At 35.7% G+C, this 16,632-nt stretch carries 7 protein-coding genes; 5 read left to right on the top strand and 2 right to left on the bottom strand.

Annotation, left to right across the window (positions count from 1 at the left end):
• The 3 genes from E7Z59_RS13440 to E7Z59_RS13430 are packed head-to-tail and all read left to right on the top strand — an operon-like array spanning position 1 to position 3,096.
• Positions 1-1,086, top strand: a complete 1,086-nt coding sequence (locus E7Z59_RS13440; protein ID WP_136336846.1) for an EpsG family protein — start codon at positions 1-3, stop codon at positions 1,084-1,086.
• Positions 1,070-1,978, top strand: a complete 909-nt coding sequence (locus tag E7Z59_RS13435; RefSeq protein ID WP_136336845.1) for a glycosyltransferase family 2 protein — start codon at positions 1,070-1,072, stop codon at positions 1,976-1,978. The genes E7Z59_RS13440 and E7Z59_RS13435 overlap by 17 nt, the downstream gene beginning before the upstream one ends.
• Positions 1,975-3,096: a glycosyltransferase gene (locus tag E7Z59_RS13430; protein WP_136336844.1), complete on the top strand. Its 1,122-nt coding sequence runs from the start codon at positions 1,975-1,977 to the stop codon at positions 3,094-3,096. The genes E7Z59_RS13435 and E7Z59_RS13430 overlap by 4 nt, the downstream gene beginning before the upstream one ends.
• Positions 3,097-3,311: 215 nt before the next feature.
• Here the strand turns inward: E7Z59_RS13430 and E7Z59_RS13425 are convergent, their stop codons facing one another.
• Both E7Z59_RS13425 and E7Z59_RS13420 read right to left on the bottom strand, forming a co-directional pair.
• Positions 3,312-5,441 (bottom strand): right-handed parallel beta-helix repeat-containing protein, encoded by a 2,130-nt coding sequence (locus E7Z59_RS13425; RefSeq protein ID WP_136336843.1) that lies wholly within the window; start codon positions 5,439-5,441, stop codon positions 3,312-3,314.
• A gap of 184 nt (positions 5,442-5,625) precedes the next feature.
• A complete protein-coding gene (locus E7Z59_RS13420; RefSeq protein WP_136336842.1) occupies positions 5,626-6,570 on the bottom strand; it encodes a glycosyltransferase family 2 protein in 945 nt (314 codons plus the stop codon).
• 148 nt (positions 6,571-6,718) lie between these two features.
• On the opposite strand from E7Z59_RS13420, the gene asnB reads away from it, so the two are divergent.
• Entirely contained in the window at positions 6,719-8,611 is a 1,893-nt protein-coding gene (gene asnB, locus E7Z59_RS13415) for an asparagine synthase (glutamine-hydrolyzing) (protein WP_136336841.1), read from the top strand.
• 275 nt (positions 8,612-8,886) lie between these two features.
• Positions 8,887-16,614, top strand: a complete 7,728-nt coding sequence (locus E7Z59_RS13410) for a malectin domain-containing carbohydrate-binding protein (RefSeq protein WP_136336840.1) — start codon at positions 8,887-8,889, stop codon at positions 16,612-16,614.
• Positions 16,615-16,632 lie beyond the last annotated feature (18 nt).

Here is a 16,632-nt window from a genome sequence, read left to right as displayed (position 1 = left end):
ATGCTAGACCCTTCCCAATATTTTAATTTCTATATAAATGTATGTTTGGTCATAGTGTTAATCATAAACCTGCACGCATTTACCTTAAGTCTTCATAACAATAAAAACTCAACCTATTTAACTGTTTTCGGAATTCTGTTATTTTCATTTGTCATTCTTTTTATGGGCTTTAGACCCATTAGTTGGCACTTTGGAGATATGGTAACTTATAGCCGACACTTTACAAATTATGCTAACGGAATGCCATTCATGCCATCTCATGATTATCTGTTTGAATGGTTTCTTTACATCTCTAGCCAGACTATTTCAGTAGAATTATTCTTTTTCCTCTGTTCACTTTTCTATACAGTACCATTGCTAATCATTTCCATCAAATTATTTCAAAATCATTGGGTATATGCGTTCGTAATTCTAATTGTCTCATTTTCTTTTTGGACCTACGGAACCAACGGAATTAGAAATGGTATTGCAACTTCCTTCTTCCTTCTTGCCTTATCTTTTCAGAAGTCTAAACCAACTTTAGTTATACTCTCTCTTGCCGCTGCGCTTATACATCAATCAATATTACTTCCAATTTTAGCTTATTTTATCGTTTTATTTAAACCTAACACTAAATTGTATTTTATGATTTGGTTTCTCAGCATCCCACTATCGCTGATCTTGGGAGGTTTTTGGGAAAATTTATTTGCCAGCCTGGGTTTCGGAGGAGAGCGCCTTGGCGATTATTTAACTTCGGAAGAATTTAACAACTCCTTTAAGTCTACGGGGTTCAGATTTGATTTCTTGTTATATAGTATGGCTCCCGTATTTGTAGGTTATTATTTTGTGTTTAGAAAAAATTATACCGATCAATTTTATCACATTCTTTTAAATATCTATTTGTTAACTAATGCCTTTTGGATATTAGTCATCCGTGCAAGTTTTTCTAATCGTTTTGCATACTTATCCTGGTTTATGATGGGATTAGTCATCATTTATCCTTTTTTAAAAATGGATAAAATCCATTCTCAACATATAAGGTTAAGCAGGGTGATTTCAAGCTATTTTCTATTCACTTATCTTATGAATTATGTCTATTACATCTAACTTCTCACCTGGCGCCTACTTTTTAACAATTTTCACCCCTACCTATAATAGGGCTTATTGTCTTCCCGAGCTTTATAAAAGTCTTTTGAAACAAGATTTGAAAAATTTTATTTGGTTAATTATTGATGATGGATCTAATGATAATACCAGAGAAATTGTACTTAAATGGCAGCAAGATAATATCATTAAAATTGAATATATCCATCAAAAGAATCAAGGTATGCACGGAGCGCATAATACTGCTTATAAAAACATATTCACTCCTTTTAACGTTTGCATTGACAGTGATGACTATCTCGCAGAAAACGCAGTTCAAAAGATTTATTGTCAAACTAAGCTTTTGGAAGACAACTATGCGGGCATTATAGGTTTAGATGCCTTTCCAAACGGTGAAATTGTCGGCACCAAAATTCCAAAGGAGATTAAAAAAAGTTCTCTGCAAGATTTGTATGAGAAGTACAATGTTAAAGGAGATAAAAAATTAATCTACCGAACAGACGTTATTAAAGCCTATCCGGAGTACCCTGTTTTTGAAAATGAAAGTTTTGTTCCCTTGGATTATAAATATCTGCTCATCGACCAAGACTACCTGCTCAAAACATCCAATGAAATTTATTGTATTGTCAACTACATGGACGATGGGTCAACGAAAAACATCATAAAGCAATACAGAAATAATCCCAACGGATTTTCTTTTGCAAGAATTAATAGGTTAAGGCATAGCAATTCCATAAAACGAAAATTCATGGATATTACGCATTTAATATCTAGCGCTCTTATTTTAAAGAATACTTTTTATTTAAAAAAGGTAGAAAATATCTTAGGGGTCATAATTTGCCTTCCGTTAGGTATTCTCCTTTATGGATATGTAAGACTTCGTTCAAAATTATGAAAATTGTTCATGTCATAAACAGCTTAGATATAGGAGGGGCAGAAAGGCTTCTAATCGACACTTTACAAGAACTAAAACGAAAAGGAATTGATGTTACTTTAATTCTACTCTGTAATAGAGAGTCTTTATTTCTAAAAAAATTACGTGATTCAGGTTTTGACAATATTATTTTCCTCACCAAAGGTTCTATATACAATCCTAAATTAATTTTCAAACTGGTGAAAATTTTGGGCAAATTTGACATTGTGCATGCTCATTTATTTCCCTCACAATACTTTGTGGTAATTGCTAAAATAATTGGAAACCTATCTATCAAGATCATAATTACTGAACATAGCACAAAAAACAAACGAACAGAAAACAAAATTTTAGCGCAAATTGACAAATGGATTTATACTCATTATGATAATATCATATGTATTACGAATGAAGTATATAAAGGGCTTACTCAACACCTTAGAAACTCTAATAATTTGAAGTTAATTTATAATGGAATTAACCTTCTTGCATTCCAAACAGCGGTAAAATACAATTATAGTGACCTACTAAGTTTTGGAATTACCATCTCTGAAGATAATATCCTTTTAATACAAATATCCGCCTTTCGAGAACCAAAAGATCATCTTACCCTTTTAAAAGTTATGCGGGAGCTCCCCAAAAAATACATCTTGTTATTAGTAGGTGATGGAAAAACAAAAAAAGAGTACAAGGATTTAGCAACCAAAATGAATTTGAATCAACAAGTTTATTTCCTTGGCAACAGAAATGACGTTCCTAAACTATTGAAAACAGCCCATATTTCCATCTTGTCTACAGACTGGGAAGGATTTGGCTTGGTAGCAATCGAGAGTATGGCAGCCGGCATCCCTTTTATAGGTACCCGAGTTGGTGGTCTAATTGAATTATTGAGGGATGCCGGTGAAACTTTTGAAAAAAAAGATCATGCCGAGTTAAAAAATATAATTGTGGAAATATCCAATTCAAATGTTACAAGAAATAACATGATACAATCAGGTTTGAAAAAATCGAAAAATTATGATTTAAGTTTAATGGTAGATAAATACATTGCTCTTTATTTTGAAACAATGAACACTTATGAAACAATACTTCCAAAATAACTGGTCTTTATGTACTTTTACCGGTTTGAAGCAGTCGCCATGAAGTAAAAGCAGCCTAAAAGGCCTATATTCTAATCCAAAAGACTACATACTATTCAGTTTACTGTATTATCCAATTTTACTATATTCATCGGCTTAAGACATAAAGCGATAGCCCTGAGTAAAAGGTTATCGCTTTATAAAGTAACACACCATTATTAGGCTTAAAATTTCAACTACTCAATTAAATTATTTTGCCCTACGATATCGTTTTGGATATCAGAATTCAGTGTTTGATTGTTAATAAACCTGCTATTGTCTCCTCGAAAATAAATTAAAGGACCAGATTCAATTGTACCACTATTATTTTCTACAATGACCTCGTTGATCCCCTCCAGGCGTATTCCATTATTATACCCCTTAACATTAAAGATGTTACCTCTAATCTCAATAAACTTATTTTCTCCGTAACCAAAACCGGAACAAATAATCCCACTACCATTTCTACCGGTATCTGAGTTATTAATAATGTTATCTGAAATTTTAATATTATTACATAGATAACTGGCTATTTCAATTGAAAATGGTGATTGAGCATCAATTTCATTTTCAGATAAAAGTATATTACGACTTGCCAATAGCTTAATACCGTTTACATAGTCATTTTGTACTAAACTCATACCACGGGTATATTTAAATTGTGACATATTTCCCGCTTGTACATTATTATTTCTAATCTCAAAGGAGTATTGGTCATGAGCATCATCCCAGTTAACACCATCAAAAAAGTGACCATAATCATCAACATCCACAACATTATCATGAATCAACACATTATCTAAATAATCCAATGCATTAATCCCATCTCCCTTATTGCCTTCTGAAATTATGGTATTTTGGTACACTTCAGAATCCTTTAATGCCCTCAATTGAATGCCTACCCCGCAGTTTTTTATTACATTATCGAATATCTTAATATCCTTTTGTGTTGCTGAAATTCCAACTCCAGTATTATTGATTGTATTTCCACTTATTACAGTATTTTTCATTCGATGAGAACTATACCAAGAGTTTAATAACCCTGCTAAAATACTCGAGTTTAAGTCATTATTTTCAATAGTCACATTGGAGGCCGCAGTAATTGCTACCCGCTTCTCAAATTGATTACCAGATACCAAAATATCATCACCATCTGCTGCGACTAAGCCACCAGCAGCACTGCCTCTTTCTACGTTGTTAATAATTTTCACTCCTTGAACTCTTTGCCACGGTTGTTCTGCATTATTGACAAAGGGCTCGATCACAATACCATACCTTGGAGCCTCACCTTTAGAATTAGATAAATCAACTCCTGCGTTTAAAAATGTGCAGCCTTGCACAACAATTTCCTCGCCATCCGTGATAGATAAATTATTCCTTTTACAAGAGTCAAAAACACAATTCTGAACAACCACATTTCTACTTGGAATATAACCGGCTTCATAAGGGTGTAATGAGCTTTCAATGGTTATTCCATCTGAACCTGCATATTTCATAACAGTATTCTCGATCAAAACATTAACCCCGCTTTTCACTTTTAACAAATTACCATAATAATTTTCTTGGGTTTCATGCTCATTTCGCTCTCCAATTAAATTCCCTCCTGACACCTTAACATTTTCAGCATCTAGTACTCTGATTAATAAGGTTGAATGATTACCACTTCCTGGAAAAGCCCTTAAAAAGGTTTGTTCATTCATGAAAAGCGTAAAGTTTGAATAGAGATCAAAAGGTACCTGGTATCTATTTTCTGAATTCAGGTATATATCTAAATCGAAGGCTAATAAAATGCTTGCATTCAAAAGTTCAAGTTGCTTTAAGAACGACTTTATCATTACGGTATTATTTTGAGCGATCTCCTTAGAGACAGGTCCTTCTATTAGGTTCCACCTTTCCTTGTATAAAACCGCTTCCTCCTCGATCAATTGAGCAGAACCCTCAATTCCTAATCGATAGTTTAACAGTTTGCCGGAAATTTTACCGCCGTCAAAGTTTAAAACTCCATTAATAATCTGACCTCCATCAAAATCAAGAGTTAAATTCTGTGGTAGATTCACTACATCTCCATTTAAATCTATAGTACAATCGACCAGAAAAGTATCTCCGGGATCTAATGAAGAGAAATCAAAGTCGCATATTTGATTATTTATTTCACCAATTTCTTCAGGAGGATCTACATTGGTATCAGGACTTTGTTCCTCAGGGAAGTTATCATTATTTAACAAATCATCTGTGATATCATCGGAACAGGATGATAATAAGAAGGAGATCATTAAAAAGGTAGAAAATGCCTTGGAAAAATACATAAAGTAGGTTAAAACTCTCATAATTAATTAATTATCAACATTAGCAATATGCATAAAAAAATCAAACAATAGATTAAATGCGCTGTTTATTCGACAAAACACACTCATACCTACGATGCTTATCCCTTCCGAAGATTATCAAACATGAAATTTTAACATTTCTTCATCTTACATTATTTCTAAATTTAACGCTATCAATTGACGATTATAACCCGCGCAACTTAAAATAAGGCTTGATTAGCCATGGTTTCTTAATCACCCATTTTTTGAATCCACTAGTACTCCTCAACGGATACGCTCCTATTGATGATAATCCACATATAACTTCATTTCGCACTTTTCCGGAATAATTGTACCTGTAAAGACTTAAAATTAGACCATAATTGAATTGATCCCACCATTTTTCAAAGGCGTTTCTAAGTATCTTAGAATCAATCGTACTCAATGCTTTAAGAAGTTCCCTGCTAGTCATAAGGCTTTGCCTAGCCAGTCTATTCATTGTTTCTTGATCACGTCTGTTCATTAGTGAACCATTTCTAATAAAATATTCATATGCTAAAACATTCAGTGTATTAACAATATCAGCCTTCATCAAAGCTTTAAAACTAAAGTCTAAATCTTCCGATACAACAAGGTTTTCATTGAATCTTAATTGGTTGTCTGATAGAAATTTTCGTTTGAAAATTTTGCACCAAACGGTATTATGGTAATTTCCTGAATTTAAAAAGTCAGCAGTATCCCATACCCCCCGCTCAAAACTAACCTTATTAATACTCCTATTCCCCTTTATTATTTGATATCCTACAAAAACAATGTCCATAGAAGCATTTAGATGGCCTATTATTTTTGATAACACGTCTTTCGAAATAATATCATCCGGATCTACAAACCAGATGAAATCACCCTTGGCGCGATCCATACCAAAATTTCTCGCTCTTCCTACTCCCCCATTTTTTATCGAATAAAATCGGAAATTAGAATATTTAGATGCGAAAAGTTCCAATATCTTCTCGGTATCATCTGTAGAGCCATCATTTATAACGATTACCTCATAATCTTCTAATTCTATATTCTGGGAATAGATAGAATCAAGGCATTTTTGGAGGAAAGGAGCAACATTGTAGGCTGGTAATACAAAACTTAGTTTCATATATTCCTAAAAATTTAAATATTAACAAGTTATTTCTGAAATAAGAGTACATAAAATATGTCGATTATATAATGAAAATAGGCGAATATTAATTATTTACCCTTGGCTATTTAATAGTTTTAGACGGAGTTATCATAAAACCAGATATATGTGTGGTATTAACGGCATCATAGCCAGGAATTCTTCAATTGAACATGTTCGTAATACGATGAATACGATGAATGCTTTAATTCATCATCGAGGGCCTGATGGAGGTGGTTTTTTCATTGAAAAATTTAGAGAAAATACTTTTATGGGTTTAGGCATGAAACGCCTTGCAATTATCGACCTAAATAATGGTGTCCAGCCTATGCTTGGTCGAAATGGTGAATTAGCCCTTGTATTTAATGGTGAGATCTATAATTTCCAATTACTTAAAGAGGAATTAAAAGCTCAAGGAGTGACCTTCAGCACGAATTCAGATACAGAGGTTATTCTTAAAATTTATGAATTTCATGGTATTTCCGGCTTTAGAAAGTTGGACGGTATGTTCGCATTTAGCTTATTGGATCTGCAAAAACACAAGGTCTTTCTAGTACGAGATTTTTTTGGTGAGAAACCTCTTTACTATAAGCAGAACTCTAATGGCATGATATGGGGTTCAGAACTTAAATCCATTATAAGCGCATTGGATTCTAAACCTGATATAGACAAACATGCATTAAATTTATTTTTACGATTAACATATATCCCGGCTCCAAAAACAATCTACGAAGGGATTAAAAAGCTGGAACCTAACCGTATCCTATCTTATGATATTCTAACAAACGAAACAAGTATCCAAAAGCTCTATAAACAAAATAGTTACTATCATAGCTCTAACTTTTCATTTGTTTCTGCTCTAAAAGAAACAAGACGATTAGTACAAGCTTCGGTGGAAAGTCGTTCCATTTCTGATGTGCCTATTGGGACGTTTCTTTCGGGAGGTATTGATTCTTCTATAATTTCTTTGTGTTTAGCCAAAGCCTCTGCAAAACCAATAAACACTTTTTCCATTGCCAATACAAACTCTGATTTTGATGAGTCAAAAAAAGCTAAAACCGTATCTAAAATCATTAATAGTAATCACCACGAGTTTATCATAAAAGAAGATGAATTAACTCATTCCATTGGTGCAATTCTAGATAACTTCGATGAACCTTTTGCTGATTCTTCGGCTATCCCATCCTTTCTTCTTGCGCGTAAAACAAATGATCATGTAAAGGTCGCCTTAACAGGAGACGGAGGCGATGAATTATTTGGCGGATATAATAAATATTACATAGGTAAAATCAATCGAAAATACACCTCTTTAATACCTAAAAGTCTACACGATATTCTTTCAAAAAGGAGTAGCCTATTACTAAGTTCCAGTAGTGATAAACGCGGAAGGCGTTTTAGAATACAAAAATTACTGAATGCCATCGATTACGGCGATGAATATTACTGGAATATTATATCATTAGGTTTCACTCCCCATCAATTAAATTCATTTCTTTCAAGCGAATATAAAATTAAGGGGATTTTCTCCGACTTTTCGCATAACCAGAAAACAAATAATTTACATGACTATAGACATATAGACAAAAACGTTAGTTTGGAAGGAGATATGTTGGTAAAAGTTGATCGCACCAGTATGTTAAATTCCTTAGAATGTCGATCACCCTTTTTAAACAAAACACTATGGGAGTTTACAAACAGTTTGCCTGAGGATTATTTATTAAAAGGTTTTAATAAGAAATACTTATTAAAAAAAGCTTTTGAATCAGAATTTCCAAATGGATTCTTTGATAAGAAAAAACAAGGGTTCGGAATTCCTATAGGAGATTGGCTAAGAGAAAGTTTAAAAACTGAGCTTATGGGTTATATAGACCCGGAAAAACTGAAAAATCAAAACATCTTTTCTATTGAAAAGATTCAAAATTTGGTGCTAAATCATATCTCCGGCCAAATAGATAATACATTTAGTGTTTGGACATTTTATTGCTTTCAGCGATGGTATTACCATACATTCTTGAAATAATCAAATTTCAATACTTTCATTCAAAAGGTTTAACAAACATTATTATTTTTTAGGCCCTTATTCTATTCGAAACAAGGGTTTATGTTTTTTACTATCGAAGGAATGTTTGTAAAAATACCACAGATTATACCTCCTCCAACTTATTAATTTTATTTTCAAATTATCGAAAATAAATTATGTTTTATCCATATTAGAAAACATCTAATCGGAATAATATTACTTTTATTGACACTTGTTTATTATTGGTTAATAGCACTAAGTCCAAAAATAAACACATGAAATATTTTTACAGATTGTTGGCTTGCAAGCCACAGATTACTCTAATACAAGTTCATAGCCGCCTTCGTTATTTCCATGTTTTTTTATTACTCCTTTTTCTTAGTAATACAATACTAGGGCAAACTATAAACTTCGGAGCGACCACGCTCAACAATATATCCATTAGTAATCCCACAAGTCTTGCTTTCGGTCCTAATAACAAATTATATGTGTCCGAACAATATGGAACAATTTGGGAAATTACCATTGAAAGAGATTTAAGCAGCCCTGGAAATGGCACCTATACTGCTCTAAGTGCTATTCCAATAAATATTATAAAAGAGGAAACTCCAAATCATAATGATGATGGTCAGCCAAATTCATTAAAAAAGCGTTTGATCGTAGGTCTAACCGTAGTAGGTACTCCGGATCAGCCTATAATTTATGTGTCATCTTCAGATTCGAGAATAGGAGGGGGAAATAGTACCTGGAATGATATTAATTTGGATACCAATTCCGGGATCATTCATAGATTAGTCTGGAATGGAAACGGATGGAATCGTGTCGATATCGTTAGAGGTTTACCTAGATGTGAGGAAAATCACGCTACCAATGGGATGCAATTTGTAAGCATAAATGGCACCGATTACCTGTTTGTACAACAAGGCGGTAATACAAACATGGGAGCACCAAGTAATAATTTTGCTGGTTCTGGAGAAACAACCCTTAGCGCTGCTTTATTAACAGTAAATTTATCGCAGCTTAAAGAATTAGAAGTACTGAATTCCGGCCCGTTCATCGATACTAGAACGGGAGTACCCTTTATTTATGATCTTCCTACCTTAAATGATCCGAGTAGAATTGACATAGATAACACCCACCCTGAGTTCCCATATTCTCCCCAGCATCCACTACACAATGCTACTATTGATATAGGAGATCCTTTTGGAGGGAATAATAGTATCAACCAGGCATTCAATGAACCGGGAGGACCGGTTCAGATCTTCGCGCCTGGTTTTAGAAATGCCTATGATGTTGTAATTACCCCTGAGGGCAAAATATTTACAAGTGATAATGGCCCAAATAGCGGATGGGGTGGCCCACCCTCAATATATGATAGCAATGATCAACTCAAAGGTAATGATAGAAATGATTACTTCCCTGAAAATGGAGATTACATATCAGGTGAATTTAATATTAACAACGGAACTACTATTTATGATGGACTGCATTTTATTGGAGATATAAATGACACTTCAAACACCTATTATGGAGGTCACCCTGTCCCTATTCGTGCATTTCCGGCCATGGCTGGGATAAATGATTATGAATATGATGGAAGTGATTGGGTAAACATCGCCTCTTATCAATTTGGAGAACTTTTAAATGGAGTTAGCGGATATTACAATTCTTCATTTACTATTGCAGATTTTCCCGATGACCCCCGTCAAGGAAAATATCTAAGTGATGGGGCAGAAAATACAGAAATTAAAATTTTAGATTTTGTGTCTGCTTCCACCAATGGTATATGTGTTTATAATGCTTCTAACTTTGATAATGCCTTAAACGGAAATATTTTAACTGTATCTTTCAATGGAAAGGTGAATAGATACGTAGTTGATGAAAACGGTACTTTAATTAGTAAAGACAATAATTTCCTATCTGGTTTTGGTGAAGTTCCCTTAGATATTATTTCGCAAGGCGACAATAAAGTATTTCCTGGAACTTTATGGGTTGTTAACTATACATCGAGCAGCATCTCCATTTTTGAGCCAGACGATCTTGGCGCCTGTCCTCAACCAGGGGATCTGGATTTTGATCCCCTAGCCGATTATGACTTTGATAACTTTTCAAATCAGGACGAGCTTGATAATAATACAAATCATTGTTCGGCAGGAAGTAGACCTGATGATGCCGACAACGACTTTATATCTGATTTAAATGATCCGGATGATGACAATGATGGCATTTCGGATACCGCTGATCCCTTCCCCATAGACCCTGATAACGGGCTAACTACTCATCTACCTATCAAACACCCTTTTTGGAACAATGATCCCGGTACAGGATTTTTCGGGTTGGGTTTCACCGGTTTAATGATTCCCAATGATGGAGTTACAGATTACCTTACATTGTTCGATGAGACTAATTTATCCTTCGGAGGAGCAGGAGGAAAAGCAACCATTGATAACGTTTCACCTGGTGATGCCTTTGAAAATTTAAACTCCCAGGAGAATGCATTTCAATTTGGTATTCAAGTCGACAAAAACTCTGATCCATTCACCATTCACACTAAGATTGAAACTCCTTTTAACGGAAATCTTCCCGAGAACGGTCAATCGTACGGGCTTTTTATAGGAACCGGAGATCAAGATAATTATTTAAAGGTTACTGTAATGAATGGAACCTCTGATCAGGATTCTACAATAGGTTTTGAAGTCATACTAGAAAATAATGGTACTACAGAATCATATATTTTTGATACTCCAGAAATGACTCAACCTTCAGGTATAGATCTCTATTTAAGCGTCACTCCTTCAACTCTATTAAGTGAAATAAATTATTCTTATGATGGTGGAGAAACTATTTTTCCACTTATTAATAATATCTCGCTACCTGCTTCATTTCTAAACCCTGATGACAGCATAGGACTCGCAGTAGGAATTATTAGTACATCATCAACATCAAACAAAAGTTTTATCGCCACCTGGGATTTTATCGATATCATCTATAATCAATCTGATTATTTAGACACAACCCTTGACATCATAGATTTTGGAATAATTGCCCAATCCTCCACCCCTGAAACTTTGGAAGTGCCTTTAACTAATATAGGTAGTCCGGGAGATCCAACAATTCAAATTGATAATATCACATTTTCAGGAAATTTTATATCCAGTTCGGATAGTCAATTTTTACCTATTGTTGTGGATCCGGGTAAATCTGTCAATATTCCTATAACTATTGACCCTTCGAAAACAAGTACAGGACTTAAAAGTGAACAGATAGAGATTTTTCACACCGGGACAAATTCACCGTTATTAATCCCAATTCAAGCAAATATCGTAGAAGACAGTGGTCTTATTATAACCCGAGTCAATGTAGGTGGCAGTAATACAATTGCTGCCACAGACAATGGTCCGGACTGGGAGTCTAACCCAATTGATGAGGCATACCAGGGAACCTCCTATTCCGTTAATACAGGATTGAATGCTACAGCTGTATTTGATTTCGCAAATAAAAATATTTCCATCCCAGATTACATCGATGAAAACACCTTTAATGGTATTTTTCAGAATGAGCGATGGGATCCGGCTGAAGGAGAAGAAATGGAATTCCAAATCCCTTTAACAAATGGAGAATACACGGTAAATATTTTCGTAGGAAATAGTTATGGCTTAACTGATAATATAGGTGATCGAGTCTTTGACATCCTTATTGAAAATAATATTGTGGAGGATAATTTTGATCCAATTGCCGCATTTGGGCATCAGGTCGCCGGAATGCTTTCCTATCCGGTTACAGTAAGTGACGGAGTCCTGCAAATCGCTTTTGCACATGAAATAGAAAATCCTATAATTAATGCCGTTGAGATTATTCAAGGAATCAACCCGGAAGCCTACCCTCCTATTTCCATGCAACCTATAAGTGATCAGTTTAGCTACGTGGGTGACACTCCGACCTTAGCCGTAGGTGCTACAGGAGGAGACCCCAATGAAAATTTTAATTATTCTATCTCGGGACAACCTGAAGGTATTAGTATCGAACCAACAAACGGACAGATCATAGGAGCCATCGAGCTATCAGCTGTAAGCGGAGGCCCCAATGCAGACGGCGTTCATTCAGTAGTTATTACTGTAAGTAAAACCGGGTCCGAAGATGTTTCGCAACAATTTTTATGGTCCGTTTCAGAAAAAATCATAGACCCCTCTTTTAATCCTGTTGCACGCATCAATGTTGGAGGAAATTCCACAGTTACTTCCTCTGACAATGGTCCGGATTGGGAATCAAATCCAACAAATAATGCATACCAGGGAGCCTCTTATTCCGTGAATACCGGAATCAATGCTACTGCGTCATTTGATTTTGTGAATAGAAGTAATTCCATCCCAAATTATATTGATGAGAACATTTTCAATGGTATTTTTCAAAATGAACGCTGGGATCCCACTGAGGGAGAGGAAATGGAGTTCCAAATCCCTCTGGACAATGGAGAATACACGGTAAATTTGTTTGTTGGGAATAGTTATAACTTAACCAACCTTAGTGGTGATAGAATCTATGACATATTCATTGAAGGCAACATTGTAGCAGATAATTTTGATCCAATTGCTACATTTGGTCATCAAGTCGCAGGAATGCTTTCTTACCCCGTTATCGTTAGTGACGGTGTGTTGAATATAGGCTTCGGACACGAGGTAGAAAATCCCATCATAAATGCTATTGAGGTAATTCAAGGTATCAATCCTGAGCAGTACCCCCCTATTACTTTAGAACCTTTAAACGATCAAATCAGTTACGTGGGGGACATCCCGACCTTAGCAGTGAGTGCAATAGGAGGAGACCCCAATGAGAACTTTATTTATTCTATATCGGGACAACCTGAAGGTATTGGCATTGAACCTTCTACAGGGCAGATAATAGGGGCCATCGCCCCCTCAGCTACCAGTGGAGGACCAAGTACTGATGGTGTCCATTCAGTGGTCCTTACGGTGAGTAAAACCGGATCTGAAGATTCCTCGCAACAGTTCTTATGGACGATTCTGGAACCAGGCATAGGCTGGAATGAGAAATTTGAAAATCAAAACTACACTGCCCGGCACGAATGCTCCTTTGTTCAAGCCGGAGATAAATTTTATCTAATGGGCGGAAGAGAAAATTCGAAAACCATTGATGTCTATGATTATTCCAATAATACATGGGAAAATTTACAAGATTCAGCGCCCTTCGAATTCAATCATTTTCAAGCTATAGAATATCAAGGCTTTATTTGGATCATTACTGCTTTTGAAAACAACAATTTCCCTAACGAAATACCAACAACCAACATCTGGATCTATAATCCGGTGGATAATACTTGGATAAACGGGCCAGTAATTCCAGAAAATAGAAGGCGTGGTGGCGCAGGTGTGGTGCTTTACAATAATAAATTCTATATCCTAGGGGGAAATACAAAAGGTCACGACGGAGGATTTGTTTCATGGTTTGATGAATTTGATCCGGCAACAGGCACATGGACAATACTCCCCAATGCACCACACGCAAGAGATCATTTTCAGGCAACCATTCATGGAAACAACCTTTATGCCGTATCAGGTCGTCAATCCGGAGGAGAGGGAGGTCTCTTTGCACCTTTAGTTTCTGCAATGGATATTTTCAATTTCGAAACCGGTGAATGGTTAAGTAATGATCCACAATTAAATATTCCAACACCCAGAGCCGCGCCAATTACAGTCAATTTAAATGGGAAAATAATTGTTGCAGGAGGTGAAGTTCCTGACAATAACAATGCGCTGAAAATCACTGAAATTTTTGATCCTGAATTGAACCTCTGGACACAAGGAACTGAGTTAAATCATGCCAGACATGGAACCCAGGCAATTGTATCAGGAAACAGTGTTTATGTCACATCAGGATCACCTATGAAAGGTGGTGGAAGTCAAACTAATATGGAATATTACAATAGTGATGATCCAATTGGAGAACCATTATTTTTGAGTACACTGCAAACCCCTGATAATTTAACTTTTACTATAGGCAGCACACAAGTTATTGATATCGATCTTGTAGGAGGTAATACCGGTCTATGGGTTAATCGGATAGAGTTAATAGGATTAGACTCAGATGAGTTCATGGTTTTAAACAATGAAATCCCTAATACACTTCTAACAAACTCATCTACTCCCTCCGTAACCATAGAACATATCGGTAGTTCTACTCAAGCGTTAGCCGAATTAGTAATCACCTATAATAATATATATAAAGCGAAAACAAGTCTTTCTGTCGGTGACCAAACCAATCTATCCTCTTTAAATCCCGTAGTGCGCATCAATGTAGGGGGAAACAACAATGTTATAACCACGGACAATGGTCCGGACTGGGAGTCTAACCCAATTGATGAGGCATACCAGGGAACCTCCTATTCCGTTAATACAGGATTGAATGCTACAGCTGTATTTGATTTCGCAAATAAAAATATTTCCATCCCAGATTACATCGATGAAAACACCTTTAATGGTATTTTTCAGAATGAGCGATGGGATCCGGCTGAAGGAGAAGAAATGGAATTCCAAATCCCTTTAACAAATGGAGAATACACGGTAAATATTTTCGTAGGAAATAGTTATGGCTTAACTGATAATATAGGTGATCGAGTCTTTGACATCCTTATTGAAAATAATATTGTGGAGGATAATTTTGATCCAATTGCCGCATTTGGGCATCAGGTCGCCGGAATGCTTTCCTATCCGGTTACAGTAAGTGACGGAGTCCTGCAAATCGCTTTTGCACATGAAATAGAAAATCCTATAATTAATGCCGTTGAGATTATTCAAGGAATCAACCCGGAAGCCTACCCTCCTATTTCCATGCAACCTATAAGTGATCAGTTTAGCTACGTGGGTGACACTCCGACCTTAGCCGTAGGTGCTACAGGAGGAGACCCCAATGAAAATTTTAATTATTCTATCTCGGGACAACCTGAAGGTATTAGTATCGAACCAACAAACGGACAGATCATAGGAGCCATCGAGCTATCAGCTGTAAGCGGAGGCCCCAATGCAGACGGCGTTCATTCAGTAGTTATTACTGTAAGTAAAACCGGGTCCGAAGATGTTTCGCAACAATTTTTATGGTCCGTTTCAGAAAAAATCATAGACCCCTCTTTTAATCCTGTTGCACGCATCAATGTTGGAGGAAATTCCACAGTTACTTCCTCTGACAATGGTCCGGATTGGGAATCAAATCCAACAAATAATGCATACCAGGGAGCCTCTTATTCCGTGAATACCGGAATCAATGCTACTGCGTCATTTGATTTTGTGAATAGAAGTAATTCCATCCCAAATTATATTGATGAGAACATTTTCAATGGTATTTTTCAAAATGAACGCTGGGATCCCACTGAGGGAGAGGAAATGGAGTTCCAAATCCCTCTGGACAATGGAGAATACACGGTAAATTTGTTTGTTGGGAATAGTTATAACTTAACCAACCTTAGTGGTGATAGAATCTATGACATATTCATTGAAGGCAACATTGTAGCAGATAATTTTGATCCAATTGCTACATTTGGTCATCAAGTCGCAGGAATGCTTTCTTACCCCGTTATCGTTAGTGACGGTGTGTTGAATATAGGCTTCGGACACGAGGTAGAAAATCCCATCATAAATGCTATTGAGGTAATTAGTAACTCAAATATTTCAAGTAAAGGTCCTATAGAAAATGACACAAATGATCTTGTAATAACAGAAAATGAGAGTGTGTTAAGCCAGTTTGTGGTTTATCCAAACCCTACAAGAAATGGAATTTACATTAACGGGGGTGTCAATAATCCGGGAATCCAAAGAATTCAATTATATGATTATTTAGGCAGGTTAGTTATTAATAACATCCCAATTAAAAGCCAAGATCAGCAACCTTACTATCTGCCGCTTGACGGACTACAGGCTGGAAGCTACATTCTAATGACTATTGATAATCAAGGAAATATTCTCAAAAAATCAAAACTTATAGTAATCGATTAATGCTATAAATTTACTTGA

It is taken from the genome of Robertkochia marina (genome assembly GCF_004799345.1).
In the GTDB taxonomy this organism is placed as follows: Bacteria; Bacteroidota; Bacteroidia; order Flavobacteriales; family Flavobacteriaceae; genus Robertkochia; species Robertkochia marina.
Note: the sequence above shows the minus strand (reverse complement) of the source record. Positions and strands in the feature narration are given on the sequence as shown.

Bases quoted from the DNA above. Each gene is read 5' to 3' on its own strand.
- E7Z59_RS13440 (WP_136336846.1), top strand. From the start codon at position 1: ATGCTAGACCCTTCCCAATATTTTAATTTCTATATAAATGTATGTTTG.
- E7Z59_RS13430 (WP_136336844.1), top strand. From the start codon at position 1,975: ATGAAAATTGTTCATGTCATAAACAGCTTAGATATAGGAGGGGCAGAA.
- E7Z59_RS13410 (WP_136336840.1), top strand. From the start codon at position 8,887: ATGAAATATTTTTACAGATTGTTGGCTTGCAAGCCACAGATTACTCTA.
- asnB (WP_136336841.1), top strand. From the start codon at position 6,719: ATGTGTGGTATTAACGGCATCATAGCCAGGAATTCTTCAATTGAACAT.
- E7Z59_RS13420 (WP_136336842.1), bottom strand. From the start codon at position 6,570: ATGAAACTAAGTTTTGTATTACCAGCCTACAATGTTGCTCCTTTCCTC.
- E7Z59_RS13425 (WP_136336843.1), bottom strand. From the start codon at position 5,441: ATGAGAGTTTTAACCTACTTTATGTATTTTTCCAAGGCATTTTCTACC.
- E7Z59_RS13435 (WP_136336845.1), top strand. From the start codon at position 1,070: ATGTCTATTACATCTAACTTCTCACCTGGCGCCTACTTTTTAACAATT.